The sequence below is a fragment of the Streptomyces sp. NPDC088915 genome, from assembly GCF_044749825.1.
Lineage (GTDB): Bacteria > Actinomycetota > Actinomycetes > Streptomycetales > Streptomycetaceae > Streptomyces.
This window is the reverse complement of sequence record NZ_JBIVIR010000008.1, coordinates 29,315-55,498: the sequence shown is the minus strand read 5'-3', so window position 1 is coordinate 55,498 and position 26,184 is coordinate 29,315. Positions and strand designations below refer to the sequence as shown.

Genomic DNA, 26,184 nt, shown 5'->3' with positions numbered 1-26,184 from the left:
GGAAGAGCCTACGGGGTCGCCGGGCCCGCTCCGGGCGCGGGGGCGTGTTCGGCGGCGGCGCGGACGTCGATCTCGCGCCAGAAACCGGCCCGGATCGCGTACCGGTCGTGCTCGTCGATCTGGTCGTCCTTGTGGGCGAGGAGGCCGAAGCGGGCGGCGTAGCGGAGGAGTTCGCCGTCGATGCGGTGCGGGATGCGGGGGTAGAGGGTGGAGAGCTTCTGGACGTGGCTCTGCTCCGGGAGGCGTTCCATCCAGCGGCGGGCGAACACCTGCCCGACCTCGAAGGGGTCGCCGCCGACGGTGGTGATGTCCTCCTCGCGGTCGGCCCAGCGCTGCTCGGCGCTGGTGAGCGCGGCGAGGGTGGGCAGGGAGGCGGTCTCGGGCGGTTCGCCGAGGGGGGCGGGGCGCTCGACCCAGCCCCGGTCGGAGGACCAGCGGAGCGCGCTCGCGCTCTGCGGCACGGAGGCGCCGTGGGCTCCGTGGATTCCGTGGGAGCCGTTGACGGCGGGGGCGCGCAGCCCCGCGAGGTCCTTGGGGGTGGGGACGCCCCTGGCCTGGGCCGGGGCGCGGCCGTTCTCCCCGGCGCGGTCGTGGGCGTGCTCGTGGCCGTGGCCGCCGTCGGAGGAGCCGTTCGTCCCGGCCGGAGCCGTGCTCCCGTTCCGTACGGCCGCCGCCGCGGCTGCCTCCGCCGCCCGTTCGGCGGAGGCGGCGAGGGCGGCCTCGGGCAGCGGCGCGGAGAGGATGGCGGCGATCTCGGGGCGCGGGGCCGGCGGGGGCGCGCAGAGTCCGTTGAGGTCCTTGGCGCGGACGGCGCGGGTGATCCAGGCCCGGTCGAGGACCCGCCGCTCGTCGGCCTCGGCGACGAGGTCCTCGGACTGGTTGTAGTCGCCGTCGGCGGCCTGGACGGCCCAGAGGTGGACGGCGACGCCGTGCTCCTTGGCCGACATGAGGCCGGGCAGCAGGTCGCCGTCGCCGGTGACGAGCACGATGTCGGAGCAGGCCCTGTTCCTCGCGAGCTCGGTCAGCTCGGTGTGCATGGCCGCGTCGACGCCCTTCTGCGCCCAGCGTCCCTCGCTCCGGGTCAGGGCGCCGAGCCGGACGGTGACCCGGGGCATCACGCGCAGTCTGCGGTGCTCGGGCTGGGGCACCCGGTCGGGCGCGCCGTCGAACCAGTAGATCCGCAGGAGGGGCAGCGCGGTCTCGGCCTCGGCCCGCTGGCGCAGCTGCTGGATCAGCGCGGCGTGGTCGACGGTGATCCGGGAACGGGCCGGTTCCCCGGCGAGGAGACTGGCGGCGGCGCCCAGCAGGTAGCCGGCGTCCACCAGGACGACGCAGCGGTCCACGTGTTCCACCCTCTTTCGGCCCTGGGGGTCGGACTCGGGATCGGAAGTTGCTCCGGGTTTCCTTCGAGTCTGCCCGACCGCCGGTGGCTTGACGGCCGGAACTGGATCATCGGCGTGGCGGATGTCCTGTTCGGCGGGGCCCTGACCCTCCGTAATGATCCAAAATGCGGCGTTTCAGCCCGTATGTGAGTCTGACAACGGCCCTGGCCCCTAATCCCCTTGAGGAGGCACCACCATGGCCAAGAACCGGAACCAGAACCGCGGTCCGAAGCAGTCCCCGGCCGAGCGCGGCACCCAGCAGGCACAGCAGTCGGCGATGGAGTCCGAGGCCGCGCAGCGCGCGTCCCAGGTCCTCCCGAGCGACGTCGCCCGCAAGGGCCGCCAGAAGCGCTTCGGCCACAACTGACGGCTTTCGCGTACGGCAAAGGGGCGCGCCCGTGACGACGGGCGCGCCCCTTGCGCGTCGGCGGACGGGAGGGTCAGCCCGCCAGGCAGGACGGGCCGAGCAGCACCTTCAGGTCGCCGAAGAGCGCCGGGTCGGCCGTCACCCGGTGCCGGTCGAGCCGCAGCACGGTGGTCTTGCGCGGGCCCTGGAGCCTGATCCGCACCTCGGTGTTGCCCTTGTGGTGCTGGAGGATCTCGCCGAGCCTGCTGACCATCGGCGGGGTCACCTTGACCGTGGGGATGGTGAGGATCACCGGCGCGTTGGTCCCGGCGTTCGACAGGTCGGGGACCATCAGCTCCATGGCGACGAGCCGGGGCACGTCCTCGCGCTTGTCGAGCCGGCCCTTGACGAAGACGACCGTGTCCTCGACGAGCTGGGTGGAGACCAGCTGGTAGGTGGCCGGGAAGAACATGCACTCGATGGAGCCGGCCAGGTCCTCGACGGTGGCGATGGCCCAGGCGTTGCCCTGCTTGGTCATCTTGCGCTGGAGGCCGGAGATGATGCCGCCGATGGTGACGACCGCGCCGTCGCTGTGCTCACCGCCGGTGAGCTGGGAGATCGCCGCGTCCGTCTTGTCGGAGAGGACGTGCTCGATGCCGAAGAGCGGGTGGTCGGAGACGTAGAGGCCGAGCATCTCGCGCTCCTGGGCGAGCAGGTAGGACTTCTCCCACTCGACGTCGGAGAACTCCACGTCCAGGCCGAAGCCGGGCTCGTCGCTGGTCTCCTCGCCCATGCCGCCGAAGAGGTCGAACTGCCCCTCGGCCTCCTTGCGCTTGACCGCCACCACGTTGTCGATCATGGGCTCGTGGTGGGCGACCAGGCCCTTGCGGGTGTGGCCCATCTCGTCGAAGGCGCCGGCCTTGATCAGCGACTCGACGGTCCGCTTGTTGCAGACGACGGCCTCGACCTTGTCCAGGAAGTCGGGGAAGGAGGAGTACTTCCCCTTGGACTTGCGGGACTTGATGATCGACTCGACGACGTTGGTGCCGACGTTGCGGATGGCGGAGAGGCCGAAGAGGATCACGTCGTCGCCCTGGGCGGCGAAGTTCGACTGGGACTCGTTGACGTTGGGCGGCAGGACCTTGATGCCCATGCGGCGGCACTCGTTGAGGTAGACCGCGGACTTGTCCTTGTCGTCCTTGACCGAGGTGAGGAGCCCCGCCATGTACTCGGCCGGGTGGTTGGCCTTGAGGTAGGCGGTCCAGTAGGAGACCAGGCCGTACGCGGCGGAGTGCGCCTTGTTGAAGGCGTAGCCGGCGAAGGGGACCAGGACGTCCCAGAGCGACTGGATGGCCTCGTCGCTGTAGCCGTTCTTCCGGGCGCCGGCCTGGAAGATGGTGAAGTTCTTCGCCAGCTCCTCGGGCTTCTTCTTGCCCATCACGCGGCGGAGGATGTCGGCCTCGCCGAGCGAGTAGCCGGCGATGATCTGGGCGGCCTTCTGCACCTGCTCCTGGTAGACGATCAGGCCGTAGGTGACCGCGAGCACCTCTTCGAGCGGCTTCTCCAGCTCGGGGTGGATCGGGGTGATCTCCTGCTGCTTGTTCTTGCGCAGGGCGTAGTTCGTGTGCGAGTTCATGCCCATCGGGCCCGGCCGGTACAGGGCGGACACGGCGGAGATGTCTTCGAAGTTGTCGGGCTTCATCAGCCGGAGCAGCGAGCGCATGGGGCCGCCGTCGAACTGGAAGACGCCGAGGGTGTCGCCGCGCTGGAGCAGTTCGAAGGTCTTCGGGTCGTCGAGCGGCAGGGCGAGCAGGTCGAGGTCGATCCCCTTGTTCGCCTTCACCATCTTGACGGCGTCGTCCATGATGGTGAGGTTGCGCAGGCCCAGGAAGTCCATCTTCAGGAGGCCGAGCGACTCGCACTGCGGGTAGTCCCACTGCGTGATGGTGACGCCGTCGGTGTGCCGCACCCAGATCGGGGCGTGGTCGACGATCGGCTCGCTGGACATGATCACGCCGGCGGCGTGCACGCCCATCTGCCGGACCAGGCCCTCGACGCCCCGGGCGGTGTCGATGACCTTCTTCACGTCGGGCTCGTTCTCGTACATCGCCCGGATCTCGCCCGCCTCGCTGTAGCGCGGGTGGGAGGGGTTGGTGATGCCGTCGAGGTCGATGCCCTTGCCGAGCACGTCGGCGGGCATGGCCTTGGTGAGCCGGTCGCCCATGGCGTACGGGTAGCCGAGGACGCGCGCGGAGTCCTTGATGGCGTTCTTGGCCTTGATCTTGCCGTAGGTGCCGATCATGGCGACCTTGTCGGAGCCGTACTTCTCCGTGACGTACCGGATGACCTCGACGCGCCGGCGCTCGTCGAAGTCGATGTCGACATCGGGCATGGAGATGCGCTCGGGGTTGAGGAAGCGCTCGAAGATCAGGCCGTGCGGGATGGGGTCGAGGTCGGTGATGCCCATGGCGTACGCGACGATCGAGCCGGCCGCGGAGCCCCGGCCCGGTCCCACGGCGATGCCCTGGCTCTTGGCCCACATGATGAAGTCGGCGACGACGAGGAAGTAGCCGGGGAAGCCCATCGAGATGATGGTGTCCATCTCGTACTCGACCTGCTTCATGCGGTCCTCGGGGATGCCCCCGGGGAAGCGGCGGTGCATGCCGCGCATGGTCTCCTCGCGGAACCAGGTGACCTCGGTGTAGCCCTCGGGGATGTCGAACTTCGGCATGAGGTTCCTGGCCTCGAACATGCCGGTGGTGTCGATCTGCTCGGCGACCAGGAGGGTGTTGCGGCAGCCCTCCTGCCAGGCGTCGGAGGAGTCGACGGCGTACATCTCGTCCGTGGACTTCAGGTAGTAGCCGGTGCCGTCGAACTTGAAGCGGTCCGGGTCGGAGAGGTTCTTGCCGGTCTGGATGCAGAGCAGGGCGTCGTGGGCGGTCGCCTCGTGCGCGTAGGTGTAGTGCGAGTCGTTGGTGACGAGCGGCGGGATGCCGAGCTTCTTGCCGATCTCCAGGAGTCCGTCGCGGACCCGGTGCTCGATCTCGATGCCGTGGTCCATCAGCTCCAGGAAGTACCGGTCCTTGCCGAAGATGTCCTGGTACTCGGAGGCGGACTTCAGGGCCTCGTCGAACTGGCCGAGGCGCAGCCGGGTCTGGAGCTCGCCGGAGGGGCAGCCGGTGGAGGCGATCAGGCCCTCGGACCACTGGGAGATGGTCTCCTTGTCCATCCGGGGCCACTTCTGGAGCCAGCCCTCGGCGTAGGCGTCGGAGGAGAGCTTGAAGAGGTTGTGCAGTCCGGTGGCGTTCGCCGCCCAGATCGTCTTGTGGGTGTAACCGCCGGAACCGGAGACGTCGTCCCGCTTCTGGTGCGGCTGGCCCCACTGGATCTTGCGCTTGTTCCGCCGGGACTCGGGGGCGACGTACGCCTCGATGCCGATGATCGGCGTGACCCCGGCCTTCTTGGCCGTGTGGAAGAAGTCGTACGCCCCGTGCAGGTTGCCGTGGTCGGACATGGCGATGTGCGTCATGCCCATCTCGTTGCACGCGTCGAACATGTCCTTCAGCCGCGCGGCACCGTCCAGCAGCGAGTACTGGGTGTGGACGTGGAGGTGCGTGAAGGGCGGCTTGGTCACGGCGGGAGGCCTCCGGGAACGACGGGGTGCAGGCTGCGGGCAGTCTGAGGGGGACGGTGTCGGAGTCTAGTCGGGCGGGTGGGTCGCGCGGGGCACTCGGGGGCTAGGGTCGCGCCTTGTGAGGCGGGGAACACCTGTCCCATTTGTCGTGAACATTCTTCCCGCACGTCCCGTACCAGGAGGCACCCCGATGCCGGTCCCCCAGCCCACCGCCGCCGAGCGCGGTGAGCACATCCTCGCCGTCTTCGGCACCGCCTTCGGCGAGCTGCTCGCCGCCGACCCGGCGGCCTTCCGCGTCAAGTTCCGGAAGATGGCCGGCTCCGCCTTCGCCTTCTACCGGGGCACCGCGTGCCTGTTCTACGCCGACCTGGAGCGGGAGGCCCACGGCGGGCCGTACCTGGACGAGCGCACCGGCCGGGTCTGGATCCACGGCGACCTGCACGCCGAGAACTTCGGCACGTACATGAACGCCAACGGGCGCCTGATCTTCAACGTCAACGACTTCGACGAGGCGTACGTGGGCCCCTTCACCTGGGACCTGAAGCGACTCGCGGCCTCGCTCGCCCTGATCGGCTACGCCAAGGCGCTCAGTGACGGGCAGATCACCGAGCTCGTGCGGATCTGCGCCGCCGCCTACCGGGAGCGGATCCACGCCCTGGCGACCGGCGCCGGGGCGGACGAGGCGCCCGGCTTCACCCTGGAGACCGCCGACGGGCCGCTGCTCGCCGCCCTGCGCACGGCCCGGTCGCTGACCCGTTTCGGGCTCCTGGACTCGATGACCGAGATCCGGGACTTCGAGCGCCGCTTCTCGGCGGGCCGCGGCACGATCGAGCTGGACGCGGCCACCCGCCGCGAGGTCCTGACGGCCTTCGACGCCTATCTGGAGACCCTGCCGGAGTCCAGCCTGGCCCGCCCCGACTCGTACCGGGTGAAGGACGTGGTCGGGCGGCGCGGGATCGGCATCGGCTCGGCCGGCCTCCCCTCGTACAACGTCCTCCTGGAGGGCAACAGCGACGCCCTGGAGAACGACGTCGTGATCTACCTCAAGCAGGCGCAGACCCCGGCGGTCTCCCGGCACGTGACCGACGGGGCGGTACGGGAGTACTTCCGGCACGAGGGGCACCGGACGGTGATCTCGCAGCGGGCGCTCCAGGCGCACGCGGACCCCTGGCTGGGGTGGACGGAGCTGGGCGGCGCGGGGCAGCTGGTGGCGGAGGTCTCGCCGTACGCGGTGGACCTGGACTGGTCGGACATCGACGACCCGGCCGAGATCGCGGCGACCGTGGCGGACCTGGGGCGGGCGACGGCGACCATGCACGCGGCGGCGGACGACTCCAGCGGCCACTCCCTCGTGCCGTTCTCGACGGAGCGGGCCATCGACGCGGCGATCGGCGCCGACGGGGAGGGCTTCGCCGAGCTGCTCGTGGACTTCGCGCACTCCTACGGGGCCCGCGCCCGGGCGGACCACCAGATCTTCGTGGACCTCTTCCGCAACGACCGGATCCCGGGACTCCAGGGGCCGGCGGGGCCGTCCACAGCTTCCCTTTAGCGACCCCTTACGCGCCCGCGTGGGACACTCCTGGGCGATGGACACGGCAGGGACGCAGCTCAGGGCGCTGCGGGCGGCGTTCTTCACGGCACTGGTCGTGACGCTGTCCGTGGCCTCCCACGTCCTGCTCTCGGGCGCGCCGCTGCCGGTGGGCACGGTCGTCCCGGTCGCCGCTGGCGTCTTCGCCGTGGCGTACGCGCTGGCCGGCCGCGAGCGCGGCCTCGGTCCGATCGCCGGGCTCCTCGTCCCGCTGGAGCTGGCGGCCGACACGCTCTTCACCAGCGGCCAGGCCGTCTGTTACGGCCCCGCCGGCGGCCCGGTCGCCGGGTCGCTGCGCGCGGTGGGCGTGGAGGTCTTCTGCGGCGGCGCCGTGGGGGCGCCGCTGCCCGGCGCGGCGGTCCCGGAGGGCGGGAGCGCGACCGCCCTGCTCTCCTCCCCCGACCCGGCGCTGCCGTGGCTGCTGCTCCTGGCCCACGTGGGCGTCGGGTTCTCGGCGGCCTGCTGGCTGCGCGGCGGGGAGCGGGCCCTCGCCCGGCTGGTCGGCGCGGTGGAGGCCTTCGCGTTCCGGCCGCTGCTGCTCGTGGCGGCCTTCTTCCGTACGGATGGTCCGGCGCCCCGGCGCACCGGACGTCCCGGGGACCGGCCCCGGTCCTCGCGCACCCGGCTCCTCGTGCACTCCGTGGGGCGGCGGGGGCCGCCGCGTCCGGGTCCCGCTCTCGTCTGAGCGGGCCCCGCGGCTCCCTTCCCCCCTTCTTCACGGTTCCCCACGGAGGAAACGATCATGAGTGCACGCAACAGCCAGGCCAACAAGGCGGCCGCCCGCGAGCGGCTGCGCGAGGAGCGCGAGCGCCGGGCCAAGAAGGACCGGGTGCGCCGGCAGCTCGTCGTGGCCGGCTCGGCGGTGGCCGTCCTGGCCGTCGCCGGCGGCGTCGGCTACGCGGTGGTGCAGGCCGACAAGCCCTCCCAGTGGGAGGCGGCGGCCGGGGCGACGACCGTCACGGCCCCGAAGAACACCTCGGGGACGAACGGCACGACGGTCGTCGTCGGCGAGGCGTCCGCGAAGAAGACCCTGGAGCTGTACGAGGACTCGCGCTGCCCGGTCTGCGCGACCTTCGAGCAGTCCGTGGGCTCCACGATCGAGAAGGACGTCGAGGCCGGCAAGTACAAGATCCGGTACGTCGGCGCGACCTTCATCGACAACGCCGTTCCGGGCGAGGGCTCGAAGAACGCCCTCTCGGCGCTCGGCGCGGCCCTGGACGTGAGCCCGGAGGCCTTCCTGACGTACAAGTCCGCGCTCTACTCCGCGAAGTTCCACCCGGAGGAGAAGGACGACAAGTTCGCGAAGGACTCCTACCTCCTGGAGGTCGCGGAGTCGGTGCCGGCGCTCAAGGGCAACGCCGCGTTCAGGAAGAACGTCGAGGAGGGCACCTTCGACGCCTGGGCGATGAAGATGTCCCGGGCCTTCGACGACAGCGGGGTGCAGGGCACCCCGACGCTGAAGATGGACGGCAGGCCGGTGACGGTCCAGGGCACCGACAACCCGCCGATGTCTCCGGAGGAGTTCAACACGGCGATCACGGCCGCCCTCAAGGGCTGACGAACCCGCCTCTCCTTCGCGGCGTCTTCCCGGCCCCGGACCGATCGGTCCGGGGCCGGGGCGCGTCGGAGCCGGGCCCGGCAGGAGGAACCCGGGCGTCCCGGGGACGACCAGTCGGCGAACTTCCGGATTTCGCCTGCCCCCTGGGCATACCCGTCAGTAATCTGACTGCCCGTGACCAGTCGTTCCCTGTCCTCCGCCCCCACCCGCCGCACGGTCGTGAAGGCCGCCGCCGTCACCGCCGTCGCCGCGCCCGCCCTCCTGGGCGCCGCCTCTCCCGCCCTCGCCGGGACCGCGGTCCCCGCCTTCCTCCACGGCGTCGCCTCCGGCGACCCGCTGCCCGACGGCGTCCTGCTCTGGACGCGCCTCACCCCCGTCCCCGAGGCCGTGCCCGGCTCCGGCCTCGGCCCCGACGTCCGGGTCGGCTGGGAGGTCGCGGAGGACCGCGCCTTCTCCCGGGTCGTCGCCTCGGGCACGACCACGGCGAGCGCCGCCGCCGACCACACCGTGAAGGCGGACGTCCGGGGCCTGCGCCCGGCCACCGCCTACTGGTTCCGCTTCACCGCGGACGGCGTGGTCTCGCCGGCCGCCCGCACCCGCACCGCCCCGGCCGTCGACGCGGCCGCGCCCGGCGTCCGCTTCGGCGTGGTCTCCTGCGCGAACTGGGAGTCCGGGCACTTCTCCGCCTACCGCCACCTGGCCGCCCGCGCCGACCTGGACGCGGTGCTGCACCTCGGCGACTACCTCTACGAGTACGCCAGCGGGGTCTACCCGGAGGCGAAGTACACCGTCCGGACCCACGAGCCGCGCCACGAGATCGTCTCGCTCGCCGACTACCGCGCCCGGCACGGGACGTACAAGACGGACCCCGACCTGCGGGCGCTGCACGCGGCCCACCCGGTGATCGCCATCTGGGACGACCACGAGTTCGCCAACGACGCCTGGACGGGCGGGGCCGAGAACCACACCCCCGGCGCCGAGGGCGCGTGGGCGGCCCGGGTCGCGGCCGCCAAGCAGGCGTACTTCGAGTGGATGCCGGTCCGGGCCTCCACCGAGGGCACGGTCTTCCGGCGCCTGCGCTTCGGCAGGCTGGCCGATCTGCACCTGCTCGACCTGCGTTCGTTCCGCTCGGCGCAGGCGAAGACGGGCAGCGGCGCGGTCGACGACCCGGAGCGGAGCATCACCGGCCGCGCCCAGCTGGACTGGCTCAAGGCGGGGCTCGCCGGTTCGGACGCGGCCTGGCAGCTCGTCGGCACCTCGGTGATGATCTCGCCGGTCGCCTTCGGCTCCCTGCCCGCCCACCTCCTGGAGCCGCTCGCGGAGCTGATGGGCCTGCCGAAGGAGGGGCTCGCGGTCAACGTGGACCAGTGGGACGGGTACACGGACGACCGCAAGGAGCTGCTCGCGCACATGACCTCGCGGGGTGTCCGGAACACGGTCTTCCTGACCGGTGACATCCACATGGCCTGGGCCAACGACGTGCCGGTGAAGGCCGCGACGTATCCGCTCTCGGCCTCGGCGGCGACCGAGTTCGTGGTCACCTCCGTGACCTCGGACAACCTGGACGACCTGCTGCACGTGGCGCCGGGGACGCTCTCGGCGGTGGCCGCGACCGCCGTGAAGGCCGCCAACCGCCACGTGAAGTGGGTGGACATGGACCACCACGGCTACGGCGTGCTCGACGTGACGGCCGCCCGCTCGCAGATGGACTACTACACGGTCTCCGACAAGACGGACCCGGCCGCGACGACGGCCTGGGCGCGCTCGTACCGGACGCAGAGCGGAACGCAGCGTGTCGAGCGGGTGTACCAGCCGGTCCTCTGACTCCTCCCCGAGGGGCGATTTTCAGCCATGATCTCTTCTGTTAACGGGAGATCACACGGCTACGGCGGGTGGCGAGTTCCAGCGATCGAATCCGGACACACCACCCGCCTCCGTCCTTCGAACCATTACCTCGACGTCTCAAACTCCGGAGGGCGCAGAAGATTTTCTTCCCGTTGCGCCGAATTGCCCCACGGATGATTGGGCCTGATCACTCCTCAACGAGCACTGACATGGACGCGTAATCTCCCCGGCGTGGCGGAGGAAGTTCCCCCGCTCACCCCCCACGAGGAGTCACCGTGCGTGCTCTTGCCCGTATATCCCCGCGTATGTCCCGCCGTGTCATCGGTACCGCCGTCATGGCCGGAACCCTGGCCCTCGCACCGCTTTCGGCCCCCGTCGCCACCGGTGCCGCCGGCACCACCCTCGCCGGTGCCTCCGCCGAGGAGTGTGCCGACGGCGCCCTGTCCGGTGCCCGCAAGGCGCGCGGCGCCGACCACCACGCCGCCGAGCCGAACGAGCTCTCGGCCGCCCAGGCCAAGGCGATGGACGCCGACCTCAAGAAGAGACTGTCGGCGCTCTCCCCGGCCGCGCGCACCGACGCCGGCCGGGCCGCCGCCGCGGGCCGGGCCGCCGCGGCGGTCTCCATCCCCGTCTACTTCCACGTCATCCACTCCGGGACGACGGGCAAGCTCTCCGCGAGCGCCGTCAACAGCCAGATCGCGGTCCTCAACGCGGCCTACGGCGGCCAGGGCACCGGCAACGTGAACACCAACTTCCAGTTCACGCTGGCCGGGACGGACTACACGGACAACTCCACCTGGTACAACCTGTCCTCCGGCTCCAGCGCCGAGAAGCAGATGAAGCAGACGCTCCGCAAGGGCGGTGCCAACGCGCTGAACTTCTACACCGCCAAGCTGGGCGGCGGCCTCCTCGGCTGGGCGACCTTCCCGTCCTCGTACAAGTCCAGCCCGAAGATGGACGGCGTCGTCGTCCTGGACGCCTCGCTCCCGGGCGGCTCGGCGGCCAACTACAACCAGGGCGACACCGGTACGCACGAGGTCGGCCACTGGATGGGGCTCTACCACACCTTCCAGGGCGGCTGCGGCGGCAGCGGCGACTCCGTGTCCGACACCCCGGCCGAGTCGAGCCCGGCGTACGAGTGCCCGACGGGCCGCGACACCTGCACCGCGACGGGGGCGGACCCGATCCACAACTTCATGGACTACACGTACGACTCCTGCATGTACCAGTTCACCGCGGGCCAGGTGTCCCGGATGAGCCAGCACTGGAGCGCGTACCGCGCGGGCTGACCCGGCTCGCCGGTACACCGGAACACGCCGAGGGCGCGACGGGAAGAGCCTCCCGCCGCGCCCTCGGGCACGTCCGGACGGAGCTACGAGGCGGCTTCCGGGTCCTTCAGATCCTCCAGGAACGCGAGCGCCACCGACCAGGTCCGCCCGGCCGCCTCCTCGTCCCAGTCCGGCAGCTCCGGGTCCGTGTAGAGGTGCCCCGCGCCCCGGTAGCGGTGGACCTCCACGTCCGCCCCGGCCCGCCGCATCTGCAGGTACCAGGCGGACAGCCAGTCGTCCGTCTCGAAGGGGTCGGGCTCGGCCACGTGCAGCTGTACGGGCAGCTCGTCCACTGACGCGTTCGGCGCCAGGTCCGAGGTGCCGTGCAGCAGCAGGAGGCCGCGCGCCTTCTCGTCGCCGAGGGCCAGGGTCTGCGCGACCGACGCGCCCAGCGAGAAGCCGGCGTAGACGAGGCCGCGCTCCGAGTACGGGGCGGCGGCCAGGATCGCGCGCCTGAGCAGCTCGTCCTTGCCGATCTCGTCCCGCTTCGCCATGCCCTCCTCGACCGAACCGGTGGTCCAGCCGTCGAAGAGGTCCGGCGTCCACACCCGGTGCCCGGCGGCCCGCAGCCGCTCGGCCGCGGCCTCCACGGCCGGGCGCGGGCCGTATACCGAGTGGAAAAGCATGATGTCCATGCGCGCCATCCTGCCACCCGGCGCGGACCCGCTCCGCAAGCCGGGCCCGCTCCCCCGCCGGATCGCGGCGCACGCGTCACCGCATGCTGCGCACGTCCAGCTGGCGGAGCACCCGGTCCACCACCTCGGGGTCGGCGCCCGGTTCGCTGCGCGCCGCCAGGACCTCGTGCCGGGCGGCCGACATCAGCTCCCGCTGGATGCGCTGCACCGTCTTGAACCGGTTCACCCGCTCCGAGAAGGCGGCCCGCCGCTCGTCGTCCACGATGTCGGGACTGATGCGCGCGGCGATGTCGAAGGCACCGCGCTGGAGCCGCTCCTGCACCTCCTCCGGCAGGTCCTCGACCTCCTCGATCTCCTTGAGCCGCCGCTTGGCCGCCTTCGCGGCCCGGATCGCGAGGTCGTGCTCCAGGACCCGTTCGGCCTCGGCGTCCGCCTTCACCCCGAGCCACCGGACCAGGGTGGGCAGGGTGAGCCCCTGGAGGACGAGGGTGGTGAGGATCACGCAGAAGGCGATGAAGACGATCTCCGCACGGCCGGGGAAGGGTTCGCCGTCGTCGGTGGTGAGCGGGACGGCGAGCGCGAGCGCCACCGAGGCCACGCCGCGCATCCCCGCCCACCACATGACGACGGTCTCCCGCCAGCTCACCGGGATCTCCTCGTTCACGTCCCGGAGCGTGTGCATCTTCTTCGCCAGCCAGGTGGCGGGCAGCAGCCAAAGCAGCCGGACCACGACGACCGTCCCGGCCACGGCGGCGCCCCAGCCGAGCATCTCCAGGACGTGCCCGTCCGCGTACCCGAAGACGTGGACGACCTCCAGGCCGATGAGGCCGAAGGCGATGCCGGTCACGAGGGTGTCGACGATCTCCCAGAAGGTCTGCCCGGCGAGCCGGCCCATGACGTCGTCGGCGTCGGCCGCGTGCTCGGCCAGGAAGAGGGCGGTGACCAGGACGGAGAGGACGCCGGAGCCGTGCAGCTCCTCGGCGAGCACGTAGCTCACGAAGGGGACGAGGAGGGTGAGGCCGGTCTGGAGGGTGGCGTCGCCCAGGAAACCGATGAGCTTGTTGGAGAGCCAGCCGAGCCCCAGGCCGACGACCACGGCGACGACGGCGGAGAGCACGAGGGCGCCGGCCGCCTCGGGCAGGGAGAAGGAGCCGCTGACGGCGGCGGCGATCGCCACGTGGTAGAGCACGATCGCGGTGACGTCGTTGAAGAGCCCCTCGCCCTCCAGGATCGACACGAGCCGGCGGGGCAGTCCGAGCGAGCCCGCGACGGCGGTCGCGGCGACCGGGTCCGGCGGCGCGACGAGGGCGCCGAGCGCGATCGCGGCGGCCAGCGGGATGCCGGGCACGAGCGCGTTGGCGACGGCGCCGACGGCGGCCGTGGTGACGAAGACCAGGGCCACCGCCAGCAGGAAGATGGGCCGCTTGTTGGCCGCGAACTGGCGCCAGGAGGTCCGCTGCACGGCCGCGTAGAGGAGGGGCGGCAGCACCAGCGGGAGGATGTACTCCGGCGGGATCTCGACGTTCGGCACGAAGGGCAGGAAGGCCAGCACGATCCCGACGAGGGTCATCAGGACGGGCGCGGGCAGCCCGAGCCGCTCGCCGAGGGGGACGGTGAGCAGGGCGCCGAGGAGCAGCAGGAACAGCAGGGCCAATTGATCCACGGGCTCAGCCTGCCACGTGGGCCTCTTTTCACACGTGTCGTCCCCGGGGCGCCGCGGCGGGCGGCCCCGGGGAGGGTGCTACAGGGCCTTCCGCATGGCCCGGTGCGGGATGCCCGCGTCCGGGAACTCGGGGCCGTACGCCTCGTAGCCGAGCCGCTCGTAGAAGCCGAGGGCGTGGGTCTGCGCGTGCAGGTCGACGGCGGTCAGTCCGCGCTCGCGCGCCGCGTCCTCGATGCCCCGGACCAGGGCCGCGCCGACCCCGAGGCCGCGCGCGGCCTTGGCGACCGCGAGCCGGCCGAGCGAGCCCACCGAGGCGTCGCCGCCGGTCCTGCCGGCCGCGTCGGCGCCGTGCAGCAGGCGACCGGTGCCCAGCGGGAGGCCGTCCGCGCGGACCGCGAGCACGTGCACGGCGGTCGCGTCGTACGCGTCGTACTCCAGCTCCCGGGGGACGCCCTGCTCCTCGACGAAGACCTCGCGGCGGACCGCGAAGCAGGCCTCCCGGTCCGCGTCGCCCCGGACCTCGCGGACGTCGTACGCGGCGGTCACCGGCTCTCCGCCTCGATCCGGTCCAGGGCCTTCCGCAGGTCCTCGGGGTAGGTGCTGGCGAACTCGACCCACGAGCCGTCGCCCGGGTGCTCGAAGCCGAGGCGGACGGCGTGCAGCCACTGCCGGGTCAGGCCGAGGCGCTTGGCGAGGGTCGGGTCGGCGCCGTAGGTGAGGTCGCCGACGCAGGGGTGGCGGTGGGCGGACATGTGCACCCGGATCTGGTGGGTGCGGCCCGTCTCCAGCTTGATGTCGAGCAGCGAGGCCGAGCGGTAGGCCTCGATGAGGTCGTAGTGCGTGACGGAGGGCTTGCCGTCGGCGGTGACCGCCCACTTGTAGTCGTGGTTCGGGTGCCGGCCGATGGGGGCGTCGATGGTGCCGCTCATCGGGTCGGGGTGGCCCTGGACGAGCGCGTGGTAGCGCTTGTCGACCGTGCGCTCCTTGAACTGGCGCTTGAGCGAGGTGTACGCGTACTCGGACTTGGCGACCACCATCAGGCCGGAGGTGCCGACGTCGAGGCGGTGCACGATGCCCTGGCGCTCGGCGGCGCCGGAGGTGGAGATGCGGTAGCCGGCGGCGGCGAGGCCGCCGATGACCGTGGTGCCGGTCCAGCCGGGGCTGGGGTGGGCGGCGACGCCGATCGGCTTCGTGATCACGACGATGTCGTCGTCGTCGTGGACGATCTCCATGCCCTCGACGGGCTCCGCGACGATCTGGACGGGCGCGGCGGCGCCCGGCATCTCGACCTCGAGCCACGCGCCGCCGCTGACCCGCTCGGACTTGCCGACGACTGAGCCGTCGACCTGGACCTTCCCTGCGGCGGCCAGTTCGGCCGCCTTCGTACGGGAAAACCCGAACATACGGGCGATGGCGGCGTCGACGCGCTCGCCCTCCAGGCCGTCGGGAACGGGCAGCGTGCGGATCTCGGGACTCGTACTCACCCGTCGAGTATGCCTTGTCAGTCCTTGTGGACGGTCCCGTCCGGGTCCAGGCCCCGGAACGACAGGATCACGATGAGGATGCCGCCGCAGACGATCGCCGAGTCGGCGAGGTTGAAGACGGCGAAGTGCGCGGGGGCGATGAAGTCGACGACCGCGCCCTCGAAGACGCCCGGCGAGCGGAAGATCCGGTCCGTGAGGTTGCCGAGCGCGCCGCCGAGGAGCAGGCCGAGCGCGATGGCCCAGGGCAGGCTGTAGAGCTTCCGCGCGAGCCGGACGATCACGACGATCACGACGGCGGCGATGCAGGTGAAGATGATCGTGAAGGCCTCGCCCATGCCGAAGGCGGCGCCCGGGTTCCGGACGGCGTCGAAGCGGAGCAGGTCGCCGATCACCGGGATCGGGTCGCGGCCCTCCAGCTTCTCGACCACGAGGATCTTGCTGCCGAGGTCGAGCAGATAGGCCAGGACGGCGACCACGAACAGGGCGACGATCCTGCGCCTGCCCCGGGGACGCTCCACGGGGGCGTCCGTGCCGGCGTCCGTGCCGTCGGAGGCGGCCGACTCGTCGGCCCCTGCTGAATCCGGCGTACCGATGATGCGCTCCGCCTCTGCCACGTGAGTGAGTCCCTCGACCTCGATGCCTGACCGTGCACCGAGGGTACGGCACGGGCGTACGGGGCCGTCGGCCGAGACCACCGGCCACCCGGCGCACCGGCGACCGGGGCCGCCCGGCGTCACCACCGGGCCGTACCCCGCCCCGGACCCCGGCCGCGACCCACCGGGGCACCCGCTGCCGTGACCAGGAGTCCGGCCCGCACCGCTGCCGCCCCGGCGCCGGTCGTCCGTCCCGCGCCGGGGCCGCCGGGGCGTGCCGCCCGGGCGCCGCGTCCCGCCCCTCTCAGCCGCGTCGTTCCTGGCGCTGCTTGTCCTCGACGCAGAGGGTGGCCCGCGGGAAGGCCTGCATCCGGGCCTTGCCGATCGGCTTGCCGCACACCTCGCACAGGCCGTACGTGCCGGCGTCGAGCCGCTCCAGGGCGTGCTCGGTCTGCTCCAGCATCTCCCGGGCGTTGGCCGCGAGGGCCAGCTCGTGCTCGCGGGTGATGTTCTTGGTGCCGGTGTCGGCCTGGTCGTCCCCGGCCCCGTCGCCCGAGTCCCGCATGAGGCCGGTCAGCTCCTCCTGGGAGTGCGCGAGCTCGCTGCGCAGCCGCAGCACCTCCGCCTGGAGCCCGTCGCGGGCCTCGGCGGCCTCCTCGGGCGTCCACGGGTCCTCGCCCGGCCGGACCGCGAGCTCGCCGGTACGGGCCGGGGGCACCGCGACCCCGTCGTCGACGGTCGTGACGCCACCCGCGGTCTTCTTCGCTGCCACCGTCCTGGCTCCTGTCTGCTTCCGCGCGGGCGCCTTGCCCGCGGCCTCCCTCTTCGCCCCGGCCTTCCCGGCGGGCGCGCCCGGGGCGGCTGCGGCCTCGGCGGAGGCCGCCTCGGCGGGGGCCGCCGCTCCCGTCTTCTCCACGACGGCCTTCTTGGCCGCCGCGGCCTTCTTCGCGACCGTCTCCTTCGCGGCCGCCACCTTCTTCGCGACCGCCTTCTTGGCGCCCGCCCGGCCGGCCCCCTTCTTCCCGGGGGCCGGCGGTTCCTCCGCGACCGCGGGGCGTCCGGCGACCGCCGTCCGCCCTCCGGCCGTGGTCTTCTTCGCGGCGGTCTTCTTCGCCACCATGTCGCGGCCCCTTCACATTTTGTGATCTTGCTCGCGAATCGTGCTGGGACGATAAATCGGCCCGAGGCCCGCGGCAACGGGGCACGCCGCCGTTCCCACCCGCCCCCGCTCCCCGCCGGGGCGGCCTGCATCCGTTGTGCCCAGCTCCCCGCCCGGTTATCCGCCCCGGCCTTCCCCCACATGGCCCCGCACCGGGTCCGGCGCCCGCCGTGTGGCCATTCGGGTCACGGGAAAACCGGTCCGCCCCCCGTCCCCGGGCCCCGTACACTGGGCTCAGCGAAAGGCTTGGATGGGGACGAGTAGCGTCGTACGCAGCCATGAGCGACCCGGGGACGGTGAGAGCCCGGGGGCGAGCCCGATGTGAAGCATCACCCCGGAGCCGCCGGAAGAAAGCCGCCCCACGGGCGCGGTGACTAGACCCGGCGTCGCGACCCCAATGAGGGGGTTCGGGGCGGTCACGTCCGGAGCCAAGGAGGGTGGTACCGCGGGAGCAGCGCTCTCGTCCCTCCGACGGAAGCAGAACCGTCCGTCCGGAGGAGAGTCCGCCGCATGACACCGCCGCAGTACCGCCAGGTGCCCGCCCAGGTCGACCTGCCCGCCCTCGAGCACGCCGTGCTCGACTTCTGGCAGGAGAGCAAGGTCTTCGCGAAGACCCTGGAGCAGTCCGGGGGACGCCCCGAGTGGGTCTTCTACGAGGGCCCGCCCACCGCCAACGGCATGCCGGGCGCCCACCACATCGAGGCCCGCGTCTTCAAGGACGTCTTCCCCCGCTTCCGGACCATGCGCGGCTACCACGTGGCCCGCAAGGCCGGCTGGGACTGCCACGGCCTGCCGGTCGAGCTCGCCGTCGAGAAGGAGCTCGGCTTCTCCGGCAAGAAGGACATCGAGGACTACGGCATCGCGGAGTTCAACGCGAAGTGCCGCGAGTCGGTGACCCGCCACACCGACGCCTTCGCCGAGCTGACGACCCGGATGGGCTACTGGGTCGACCTCGACGACGCGTACCGGACCATGGACCCCTCGTACATCGAGTCGGTCTGGTGGTCGCTGAAGCAGATCTTCGAGAAGGACCTGCTGGTCCAGGACCACCGGGTCGCCCCCTGGTGTCCCCGCTGCGGCACCGGCCTCTCCGACCACGAGCTGGCGCAGGGCTACGAGACGGTCGTCGACCCCTCGGTCTACGTCCGCTTCCCGCTGACCTCCGGCCCGCTGGCCGGCCGCGCGGCGCTCCTGGTCTGGACGACGACCCCGTGGACCCTGGTGTCCAACACGGCGGTCGCCGCCCACCCCGAGGTCACCTACGTGGTGGCCACCGACGGCGACGAGCAGGTCGTCGTCGCCGAGCCGCTGGTCGACAAGGCGCTCGGCGAGGGCTGGGTGACCACCGGCGAGACCTTCACCGGCAAGGACATGGAGCGCTGGACGTACGAGCGCCCGTTCGAGCTGATCGAGTTCCCGGAGCCGGCGCACTACGTCGTCAACGCCGAGTACGTGACGACCGAGGACGGCACGGGTCTGGTTCACCAGTCCCCCGCCTTCGGCGAGGACGACCTCAAGGTCTGCAAGGCGTACGGCCTGCCGGTCGTGAACCCGGTCCGCCCCGACGGCACCTTCGAGGAGGACGTGCCGCTGGTCGGCGGCGTCTTCTTCAAGAAGGCCGACGAGAAGCTGACCGCCGACCTGGACGCGCGCGGCCTGCTCTTCCGGCACATCGCGTACGAGCACAGCTACCCGCACTGCTGGCGCTGCCACACGGCCCTGCTCTACTACGCGCAGCCGTCCTGGTACATCCGCACGACCGCGGTCAAGGACCGCATGCTCGCGGAGAACGAGAAGACCCACTGGTTCCCGGAGTCGGTCAAGCACGGGCGCTTCGGCGACTGGCTGACCAACAACGTCGACTGGGCGCTCTCCCGCAACCGCTACTGGGGCACCCCGCTGCCGATCTGGCGCTGCGAGGACGGGCACCTCACCTGCGTGGGCTCGCGCGCGGAGCTGACGGAGCTGACCGGCACCGACCAGTCGGGCCTGGACCCGCACCGCCCGTACATCGACGCGGTCACCTTCCCGTGCCCGGACTGCTCGAAGACGGCGACCCGCGTCCCGGAGGTCATCGACGCCTGGTACGACTCGGGCTCGATGCCGTTCGCGCAGTACGGCTACCCGTACGAGAACAAGGAGCTGTTCGAGAGCCGCTACCCGGCGCAGTTCATCTCCGAGGCGATCGACCAGACCCGCGGCTGGTTCTACACGCTGATGGCCGTCGGCACCCTGGTCTTCGACGAGTCGTCGTACGAGAACGTGGTCTGCCTGGGCCACATCCTCGCCGAGGACGGCCGCAAGATGTCCAAGCACCTGGGGAACATCCTCCAGCCGATCCCGCTGATGGACCAGCACGGCGCCGACGCGGTCCGCTGGTTCATGGCGGCCGGCGGCTCGCCGTGGGCGGCCCGCCGGGTGGGCCACGGCACGATCCAGGAGGTCGTCCGCAAGACCCTCCTGACGTACTGGAACACGGTCGCCTTCCAGGCGCTGTACGCCCGCACGTCCGGCTGGGCGCCGAGCGCGGCGGACCCGGCCCCGGCCGACCGCACGGTCCTCGACAAGTGGCTGCTGTCCGAGCTGAACACGCTGGTGGCCGAGGCGACCGAAGCGATGGAGTCGTACGACACCCAGCGCACCGGCAAGCTCCTGTCGGCGTTCGTGGACGACCTGTCCAACTGGTACGTGCGCCGCTCGCGCCGCCGCTTCTGGCAGGGCGACAAGGCGGCCCTGCGGACCCTGCACGAGGTCGTGGAGACGGTCACGCGCCTGATGGCCCCGCTGACCCCGTTCATCACCGAGCGGGTCTGGCAGGACCTGGTGGTGCCGGTGACCCCGAACGCCCCGGAGTCGGTCCACCTGGCCACCTGGCCGGAGGCGGACGCCGCGCTGATCGACGGCACGCTCTCCGAGCAGATGCTGCTCGTCCGGCGCCTGGTCGAGCTGGGCCGGGCGACGCGCGCCGAGTCGGGCGTGAAGACCCGTCAGCCGCTCTCCCGCGCCCTGGTCGCCGCCAACGGCTTCGCGGCGCTCTCCCCCGAGCTCCGGGCCCAGATCACGGAGGAGCTGAACGTCTCCTCCCTCGCGTCCCTCTCCGAGGTCGGCGGCTCGCTCGTCGACACGACGGCGAAGGCGAACTTCCGGGCCCTGGGCAAGCGCTTCGGCAAGGGCGTCCAGGACGTGGCGAAGGCGGTGGCGGCGGCGGACGCGGCGGCCCTCTCCCTGGCGCTGCGCTCCGGCGGGGCGAGCCTGGAGGTGAACGGCGAGACGATCACCGTCACTCCCGAGGAGATCATCATCACGGAGACCCCCCGCGAGGGCTGGTCGGTCGCCTCGGACGCGGGCGCGACGGTCGCCCTGGACCTGGAGATCACCCCGGAGCTGCGCCGGGCGGGCCTGGCCCGTGACGCGATCCGGCTGATCCAGGAGGCCCGCAAGAACAGCGGCCTGGACGTCGCCGACCGGATCGCCCTGCGCTGGACCGCGGACTCCGAGGAGACCACGGAGGCCCTGACGGCCCACGCGGCCCTCATCGCGGACGAGGTCCTGGCGACGGACCACGCGAACGGCGAGGCCGACGACACCTACGGCGCCCCGTTCACGGACGAGTCCCTCGGCCTGACGTTCCGCCTCCGCAAGGCGTAACCGGCACGGCGGAAGGCCCGGCACCCCGTCCCGGGGCGCCGGGCCTTCCGCTTTCTCCTGCCGTACGTCTCCGCGCGCGGAGCGCACGACGAAGGGCCGGCCCCCGGTTTCCCGGGAGCCGGCCCTCGTAGCCTGCCGACGGCTACGCGCTCGTCGCGCGACCGCCCGCCGTCAGTTGTCGTCCTCGTCGATCAGGAAGCCCCGCATCGGCGCCGGAGCCTGCTGCATCGGCTGCGGTGCCTGCGGACGGACCGGAGCCATCGGCTGGGTCATCGCCGGGGACATCTGCTGCTGACCGCCGCCGTAGGACGGGGCGCCGCCCATGGACGGAGCGCCACCCATCGTGCCGCCGCCGTAGGACGGAGCACCGGCGCCGGCCGAGGCCATCGACGGGGCCGGCGGCAGGGAGGCCGCGGCCGGGGTCCGCGGCGGAGCCAGCGAGTCGTCCGCCTGGGTCTCCAGCTGGCGCAGCTGCGACTCCAGGTACGACTTCAGGCGCGTGCGGTACTCGCGCTCGAAGCCCCGCAGGTCCTCGACCTTGCGCTCGAGGGTGGCGCGGGCGGACTCCAGGGAGCCCATCGCGACGCGGTGCTTCTCCTGCGCGTCCCGCTCCAGGGCGTCGGCCTTGGCGCGGGCGTCCCGCTCCAGGCCCTCGGCGCGCGAGCGCGCCTCGCCGACGATCTTGTTGGCCTCGGAACGGGCCTCCGCGATCGCCTGGTCGGCGGTCTGCTGGGCCAGCGAGAGGACGCGCGCGGCGCTGTCGCCGCCCGGAGCCTGCGCGGGCTGCTGCTGCATCTGCTGCGGGTGGCCCATCGGGCCGCCCTGCATCGGGCCGGGACCCATCGGTCCGCCCTGCATGGGGCCGCCCTGCATCGGGCCGGGACCCATGGGACCGCCCTGCATGGGGCCACCCTGCATGGGACCGCCCTGCATGGGGCCGCCCTGCATCGGGCCGGCGGGAAGCTGAGGGGCACCGGAAGGCAGCTGCGGCGGGCCCATCTGCGGCGGCTGCTGCTGGACCGGCGGTCCGGATATGGCGGCGGGGACCGGGGCCCCGGGACCGACGGGACGATCCTGCTGCTCCGGGGGCTTGCGCATGCCCTGCTGCTGCTGGTTCTGCGCGGCGGCGCGCGTCGCGGCGGCCAGCTTGGCGCGCAGGTCCTCGTTCTCGCGAAGCAGGCGGGTCAGCTCGGCCTCGACCTCGTCGAGGAAGGCATCGACCTCGTCCTCGTCATAGCCTTCTCGAAGGCGGACGGTCGTGAACTGCTTGTTCCGCACGTCCTCGGGAGTCAGCGGCATCTCTTCTTCACCTCTACGTAGTCGTCGGCAGTCGGCAAGACCGTATCGTCCACACGCATCTCACTCACCTCGCGAAGCTGCTCACGAGGGAGATCAGGATCCAGACGATGATCATCAGAACGAAGAAGGACAGGTCGAGTGCCACGCCCCCGAGACGCAGCGGCGGGATCAGCCGCCGCAGAAGCTTGAGCGGTGGATCGGTGACAGTGTAAGTGGCCTCAAGGACGACCACCATCGCCTTACCGGGTTCCCATGAACGGGCGAACTGGAAGACGTAGTCCATGACAAGCCGGACGATCAGGAGGACGAGGAAGCACATCAGCACGATGTAGACCACCTGTAGTGCGACGCCCATCCCGCGTTTCCCTCTCCCCTGGCTTGCGTGCTCTCGCTCGTCCGGCCGCCCTCGCGACCGGTCCGTCCGGTTCCTGTGTTCTCAGCTCTGGTTGAAGAATCCGCCCTCTGCGATCCGGGCCTTGTCCTCCGCCGTGACATCGACGTTAGCAGGCGACAACAGGAACACCTTCTGCGTCACGCGCTCAATGCTGCCATGGAGCCCGAAGACGAGTCCGGCGGCGAAGTCGACAAGTCGCTTCGCGTCCGTGTCGTCCATCTCCGTGAGGTTCATGATCACCGGAGTGCCCTCACGGAAGTGTTCCCCGATGGTACGGGCCTCGTTGTAGGTCCGGGGGTGCAGCGTGGTGATGCGGTAGGGCTCCCGCTCGGACACGACCTTGGGCATGATCACCGGTGCGTTCTTCTCCAGGCTCGGGCGTTCGGGTGTGATGGATGCCACGGGGGCAATTCGGGCCGGACGTCCGCTTTCGGCGAGTACCGGGACGGAATGGGCGACGGGCTCCCGGGGGGCCGGGGGCTTCACCACGCGCACCGGCTCCTCGTGCTCCACCTGTCGCGGGGGAACGTGACGCCGGTCGCGCTCGGGCTCCGGCTCCAGCTCGGGTTCGAAGTCGTCGTCGGGGTCGAAGCCCCGGCCGTCGTACCCATCGTCCTCCACGAGGCCGAGGTAGACCGCCATCTTGCGCATCGCGCCGGCCATTCTCCGATTCCTCCGCTCTGTGGTGGATCGGCCTCGTCACCAAGTGCCGGCGATCCACGGGTCGTCCCGCCGTTCTGCGGAATGACCATATTTTCTGCTGTGGTCCGACTTGCTTCGCGACGTTACCCGAGCTTCGGGCGGACTCCGAGTACCGCCGTACCGACGCGTACGTGTGTCGCCCCGGCGGCGACGGCCTCTTCGAGGTCTCCGCTCATCCCTGCCGACACCATGTTCGCAGCCGGACGGGTCGCGCGCAGGGCAGTCGACGAATCCATCAGCCGGTCGAAGGCCGCGCGGGGCTCGCCCGCGTACGGGCCGGTGAGCGGGGCGACCGTCATCAGGCCGTCGAGCCGCAGCCCGGGGGCGGCGTCCACGGCCGCCGCCAACTCCTCGATCCCGTCCGGCGCCACGCCGCCGCGGTCGCCCCGCTCGCCGGACTCCGCGTCGAGCGCGACCTGGATCAGACAGCCGAGTTCGGACCCCTTCCTCTCCGCGGCGGCGGAGAGGGAGGAGACGAGCTTCGGGCGGTCGACGGACTGCACCACATCGGCATAACCGACCACGGACTTGACCTTGTTCGTCTGCAACTGGCCCACGAAGTGCCAGGTGAGGTCGAGATCGGCACAGGCGGCCGCCTTGGGGGCGGCGTCCTGGTCCCGGTTCTCGGCGACGTGCCGAACGCCCAGGCCGTGGAGGATTCTCACGTCGCTCGCGGGGTAGGTCTTGGTCACCACGATCAGGGTGACCTCCTCGCGCGCGCGCCCCGCGGCGGCGCAGGCGGCGGCGATGCGCGCCTCCACCCGGGCCAGGTTCTCGGCGAGTTCCGCCGTGCGGTCCGTCATCAGCTCTTTCCTGCCGGGGATCCGGGGGTCGCGCCCCGGGAGGACTCGGCGTCCAGCCAGACATATCCCGCGAGTCGCCCCGTGGTGCGGTCGCGGCGGTACGAGTAGTGGTCGCGGGACTCCAGGGTGCAGACCCCGGCGTCCCCGACGTCCCGGACCCCGAGCCGGGCGAGCTGCGCGCGCACTCCGGCGGCGACGTCGACGGCGGGGGTCCCCCAGGAGGTCTCCGCGGCGGCGTCCGGCTCGACGGCCGCGACCTCGTCGCGCATCGCCTCCGGCACCTCGTAGCACCGTCCGCAGACGGACGGTCCGGTGCGGGCGACGATCCGGGCGGGGTCGGCGCCCAGGCCGGTCATGGCCTTCACGGCGGCCGGGACGACCCCGGCGACCATGCCGGGCCGTCCGGCGTGGGCGGCGGCCGCGACCCCGGCGACGGGGTCGGCGAGCAGGACCGGGACGCAGTCGGCGGTGAGGACGGCGAGGGCGAGCCCGCGCCGGGCGGTGACGAGGGCGTCGACGGAGGGGATCTCCGCGCCGCCCCAGGGGCCTTCGACCTCGGCCACGTCCGCGCCGTGCACCTGGTTCATCCAGACCACCCGGCCCGGGTCGAGCCCGAGGCTCCCGGCGGCGAGCGACCGGTTGGCGAGCACGGCCCCGGGGTCGTCGCCCACCGCGCCGCCGAGGTTGAGCTCCTCGTACGGAACGGCGCTCACCCCGCCCCACCGGTCGGTGAAGGCGAAGTGCGCGCCGTTCGCGTCGAAGCGACGTCCTATCACTTCAGGAAGTCCGGGACGTCCAGCTCCTCGGCCTGGCTGTCCGCGTACGGACGGGCCGGGGGGACCACCGGCGGGGCCGGGGTCAGCGGGGCCTCATTGACGGCCGGGGCCGGGGGCTCGACCGGCGCGGGGGCCGGGTCCTCGCGCGGGGTCACCGTGCCGAGGCCGCCCAGCGGGCGGGAGGTCTCGGTGGTGCGGGGCGCCGAGGCGGGCTCCTCGCGCTTGGCGGAGACCGAGCCGATGACGTTGTCCCGGCGGGCCGGCGGCTGGCCGCCGTCGAAGCCGGCCGCGATGACGGTGACCCGCACCTCGTCACCCAGGGCGTCGTCGATGACGGCGCCGAAGATGATGTTGGCCTCGGGGTGGGCCGCCTCGCTGACCAGCTGCGCCGCCTCGTTGATCTCGAAGAGGCCGAGGTCGCTGCCGCCGGAGATGGAGAGCAGCACGCCGCGGGCGCCGTCGATGGAGGCCTCCAGGAGCGGCGAGGAGATCGCCATCTCCGCGGCGGCCACCGCGCGGTCGTCGCCGCGGGCGGAGCCGATGCCCATGAGGGCCGATCCGGCCTCGGACATGACCGACTTGACGTCGGCGAAGTCGAGGTTGATCAGACCCGGGGTGGTGATGAGGTCGGTGATGCCCTGGACACCGCTCAGGAGGACCTGGTCGGCCGACTTGAAGGCGTCGAGCACGGAGACCTGGCGGTCCGAGATCGAGAGCAGCCGGTCGTTGGGGATGACGATGAGGGTGTCGACCTCTTCGCGGAGCTCGGCGATGCCGTCCTCCGCCTGGTTGGCGCGCCGGCGTCCCTCGAAGGTGAACGGCCGGGTGACCACGCCGATCGTGAGGGCGCCGAGCGAGCGCGCGATGTTGGCCACGACGGGGGCGCCGCCGGTGCCGGTGCCGCCGCCTTCGCCGGCGGTGACGAAGACCATGTCGGCCCCCTTGAGGACCTCCTCGATCTCCTCGCGGTGGTCCTCTGCCGCCTTGCGACCGACGGCCGGGTTCGCCCCGGCCCCGAGGCCGCGGGTGAGTTCACGGCCGACGTCGAGCTTGACGTCGGCGTCGCTCATCAACAGCGCTTGCGCGTCGGTGTTGATCGCGATGAACTCGACGCCCTTGAGACCGACCTCGATCATTCGGTTGATGGCATTGACACCACCGCCGCCGACACCGATGACCTTGATGACTGCGAGGTAGTTCTGCGGTGCTGCCACGTCGAAGGCCTCTCGCCTCGAGTTACGTGTCGCCACCGCGCGGTTGGCCGCGCTGCGACGACGGATGCCGATTGGGACGGTCCGAAACGCCGACCCAAACCCTAACGTTGAAGTTTAGGGTTACCAGTGTCTC

General features: G+C 71.8%; 21 protein-coding genes. 7 read left to right on the top strand and 14 right to left on the bottom strand.

The genetic code is table 11. The features are described from left to right. Window positions 1–8: 8 nt before the first annotated feature. Window positions 9–1,352 carry an NYN domain-containing protein gene (locus ACIP5O_RS16345; protein ID WP_401293633.1) on the bottom strand — a complete coding sequence of 448 codons (1,344 nt, stop codon included), beginning with the start codon at window positions 1,350–1,352 and terminating at the stop codon, window positions 9–11. Between the two features lie 226 nt (window positions 1,353–1,578). Between ACIP5O_RS16345 and ACIP5O_RS16340 the strand changes: the two genes are divergently transcribed. Further along, window positions 1,579–1,749 (top strand): hypothetical protein, encoded by a 171-nt coding sequence (locus ACIP5O_RS16340; RefSeq protein WP_356543539.1) that lies wholly within the window; start codon window positions 1,579–1,581, stop codon window positions 1,747–1,749. A 73-nt stretch (window positions 1,750–1,822) separates the two neighbouring features. On the opposite strand, the gene dnaE is transcribed toward ACIP5O_RS16340, so the two are convergent. Continuing rightward, window positions 1,823–5,362 carry a DNA polymerase III subunit alpha gene (gene dnaE, locus ACIP5O_RS16335; protein WP_401293630.1) on the bottom strand — a complete coding sequence of 1,180 codons (3,540 nt, stop codon included), beginning with the start codon at window positions 5,360–5,362 and terminating at the stop codon, window positions 1,823–1,825. Window positions 5,363–5,552: 190 nt separating this feature from the next. Between dnaE and ACIP5O_RS16330 the strand changes: the two genes are divergently transcribed. From ACIP5O_RS16330 to ACIP5O_RS16310, 5 genes are all read left to right on the top strand, one after another. Further along, entirely contained in the window at window positions 5,553–6,911 is a 1,359-nt protein-coding gene (locus tag ACIP5O_RS16330) for a DUF2252 domain-containing protein (protein WP_401293627.1), read from the top strand. Window positions 6,912–6,948: 37 nt separating this feature from the next. Then, entirely contained in the window at window positions 6,949–7,635 is a 687-nt protein-coding gene (locus ACIP5O_RS16325; RefSeq protein ID WP_401293624.1) for a hypothetical protein, read from the top strand. 57 nt (window positions 7,636–7,692) lie between these two features. Further along, on the top strand, window positions 7,693–8,508 hold the full coding sequence (locus tag ACIP5O_RS16320; protein WP_401293621.1) for a DsbA family protein: 816 nt from the start codon (window positions 7,693–7,695) through the stop codon (window positions 8,506–8,508). A 174-nt stretch (window positions 8,509–8,682) separates the two neighbouring features. Then, complete coding sequence (locus ACIP5O_RS16315; RefSeq protein ID WP_401293618.1) at window positions 8,683–10,332, top strand: alkaline phosphatase D family protein; 1,650 nt, start codon at window positions 8,683–8,685, stop codon at window positions 10,330–10,332. A gap of 326 nt (window positions 10,333–10,658) precedes the next feature. Continuing rightward, window positions 10,659–11,642 (top strand): zinc metalloprotease, encoded by a 984-nt coding sequence (locus ACIP5O_RS16310; RefSeq protein ID WP_401293615.1) that lies wholly within the window; start codon window positions 10,659–10,661, stop codon window positions 11,640–11,642. Window positions 11,643–11,725: 83 nt separating this feature from the next. Here the strand turns inward: ACIP5O_RS16310 and ACIP5O_RS16305 are convergent, their stop codons facing one another. The 6 genes from ACIP5O_RS16305 to ACIP5O_RS16280 all read right to left on the bottom strand — a co-directional run bounded on the left by ACIP5O_RS16305 (window position 11,726) and on the right by ACIP5O_RS16280 (window position 17,176). Then, window positions 11,726–12,316 carry a dienelactone hydrolase family protein gene (locus tag ACIP5O_RS16305; RefSeq protein WP_401293612.1) on the bottom strand — a complete coding sequence of 197 codons (591 nt, stop codon included), beginning with the start codon at window positions 12,314–12,316 and terminating at the stop codon, window positions 11,726–11,728. Window positions 12,317–12,392: 76 nt separating this feature from the next. Next, window positions 12,393–13,979, bottom strand: a complete 1,587-nt coding sequence (locus ACIP5O_RS16300) for a Na+/H+ antiporter (protein ID WP_401293609.1) — start codon at window positions 13,977–13,979, stop codon at window positions 12,393–12,395. A 78-nt stretch (window positions 13,980–14,057) separates the two neighbouring features. After that, window positions 14,058–14,525 carry a GNAT family N-acetyltransferase gene (locus ACIP5O_RS16295; protein ID WP_401293606.1) on the bottom strand — a complete coding sequence of 156 codons (468 nt, stop codon included), beginning with the start codon at window positions 14,523–14,525 and terminating at the stop codon, window positions 14,058–14,060. After that, complete coding sequence (locus tag ACIP5O_RS16290) at window positions 14,522–15,463, bottom strand: RluA family pseudouridine synthase (protein ID WP_125667297.1); 942 nt, start codon at window positions 15,461–15,463, stop codon at window positions 14,522–14,524. The genes ACIP5O_RS16295 and ACIP5O_RS16290 overlap by 4 nt, the downstream gene beginning before the upstream one ends. 17 nt (window positions 15,464–15,480) lie before the next feature. Further along, entirely contained in the window at window positions 15,481–16,077 is a 597-nt protein-coding gene (lspA, locus tag ACIP5O_RS16285) for a signal peptidase II (protein ID WP_401293604.1), read from the bottom strand. 283 nt (window positions 16,078–16,360) lie between these two features. Beyond that, window positions 16,361–17,176 (bottom strand): TraR/DksA family transcriptional regulator, encoded by an 816-nt coding sequence (locus tag ACIP5O_RS16280; protein ID WP_401293601.1) that lies wholly within the window; start codon window positions 17,174–17,176, stop codon window positions 16,361–16,363. Window positions 17,177–17,725: 549 nt separating this feature from the next. Between ACIP5O_RS16280 and ileS the strand changes: the two genes are divergently transcribed. Next, a complete protein-coding gene (gene ileS, locus ACIP5O_RS16275) occupies window positions 17,726–20,863 on the top strand; it encodes an isoleucine--tRNA ligase (RefSeq protein ID WP_401293598.1) in 3,138 nt (1,045 codons plus the stop codon). A gap of 171 nt (window positions 20,864–21,034) precedes the next feature. Here ileS and ACIP5O_RS16270 read toward each other — a convergent pair whose 3' ends face one another. The 6 genes from ACIP5O_RS16270 to ftsZ all read right to left on the bottom strand — a co-directional run bounded on the left by ACIP5O_RS16270 (window position 21,035) and on the right by ftsZ (window position 26,051). Further along, on the bottom strand, window positions 21,035–22,162 hold the full coding sequence (locus tag ACIP5O_RS16270; protein ID WP_401293595.1) for a DivIVA domain-containing protein: 1,128 nt from the start codon (window positions 22,160–22,162) through the stop codon (window positions 21,035–21,037). 64 nt (window positions 22,163–22,226) lie between these two features. Beyond that, a complete protein-coding gene (locus tag ACIP5O_RS16265; protein WP_125664559.1) occupies window positions 22,227–22,517 on the bottom strand; it encodes a YggT family protein in 291 nt (96 codons plus the stop codon). Between the two features lie 81 nt (window positions 22,518–22,598). Further along, the gene (locus tag ACIP5O_RS16260) at window positions 22,599–23,219 is read right to left on the bottom strand and encodes a cell division protein SepF (protein ID WP_030205527.1); all 621 of its coding nucleotides are present in this window, start codon (window positions 23,217–23,219) and stop codon (window positions 22,599–22,601) included. 122 nt (window positions 23,220–23,341) lie between these two features. After that, on the bottom strand, window positions 23,342–24,061 hold the full coding sequence (locus ACIP5O_RS16255; protein ID WP_401293592.1) for a YggS family pyridoxal phosphate-dependent enzyme: 720 nt from the start codon (window positions 24,059–24,061) through the stop codon (window positions 23,342–23,344). After that, complete coding sequence (gene pgeF, locus ACIP5O_RS16250) at window positions 24,061–24,837, bottom strand: peptidoglycan editing factor PgeF (RefSeq protein ID WP_401293589.1); 777 nt, start codon at window positions 24,835–24,837, stop codon at window positions 24,061–24,063. Before pgeF ends, ACIP5O_RS16255 begins: the two co-directional genes overlap by 1 nt. Beyond that, window positions 24,834–26,051 (bottom strand): cell division protein FtsZ, encoded by a 1,218-nt coding sequence (gene ftsZ, locus ACIP5O_RS16245; protein WP_401293586.1) that lies wholly within the window; start codon window positions 26,049–26,051, stop codon window positions 24,834–24,836. The genes pgeF and ftsZ overlap by 4 nt, the downstream gene beginning before the upstream one ends. Window positions 26,052–26,184 lie beyond the last annotated feature (133 nt).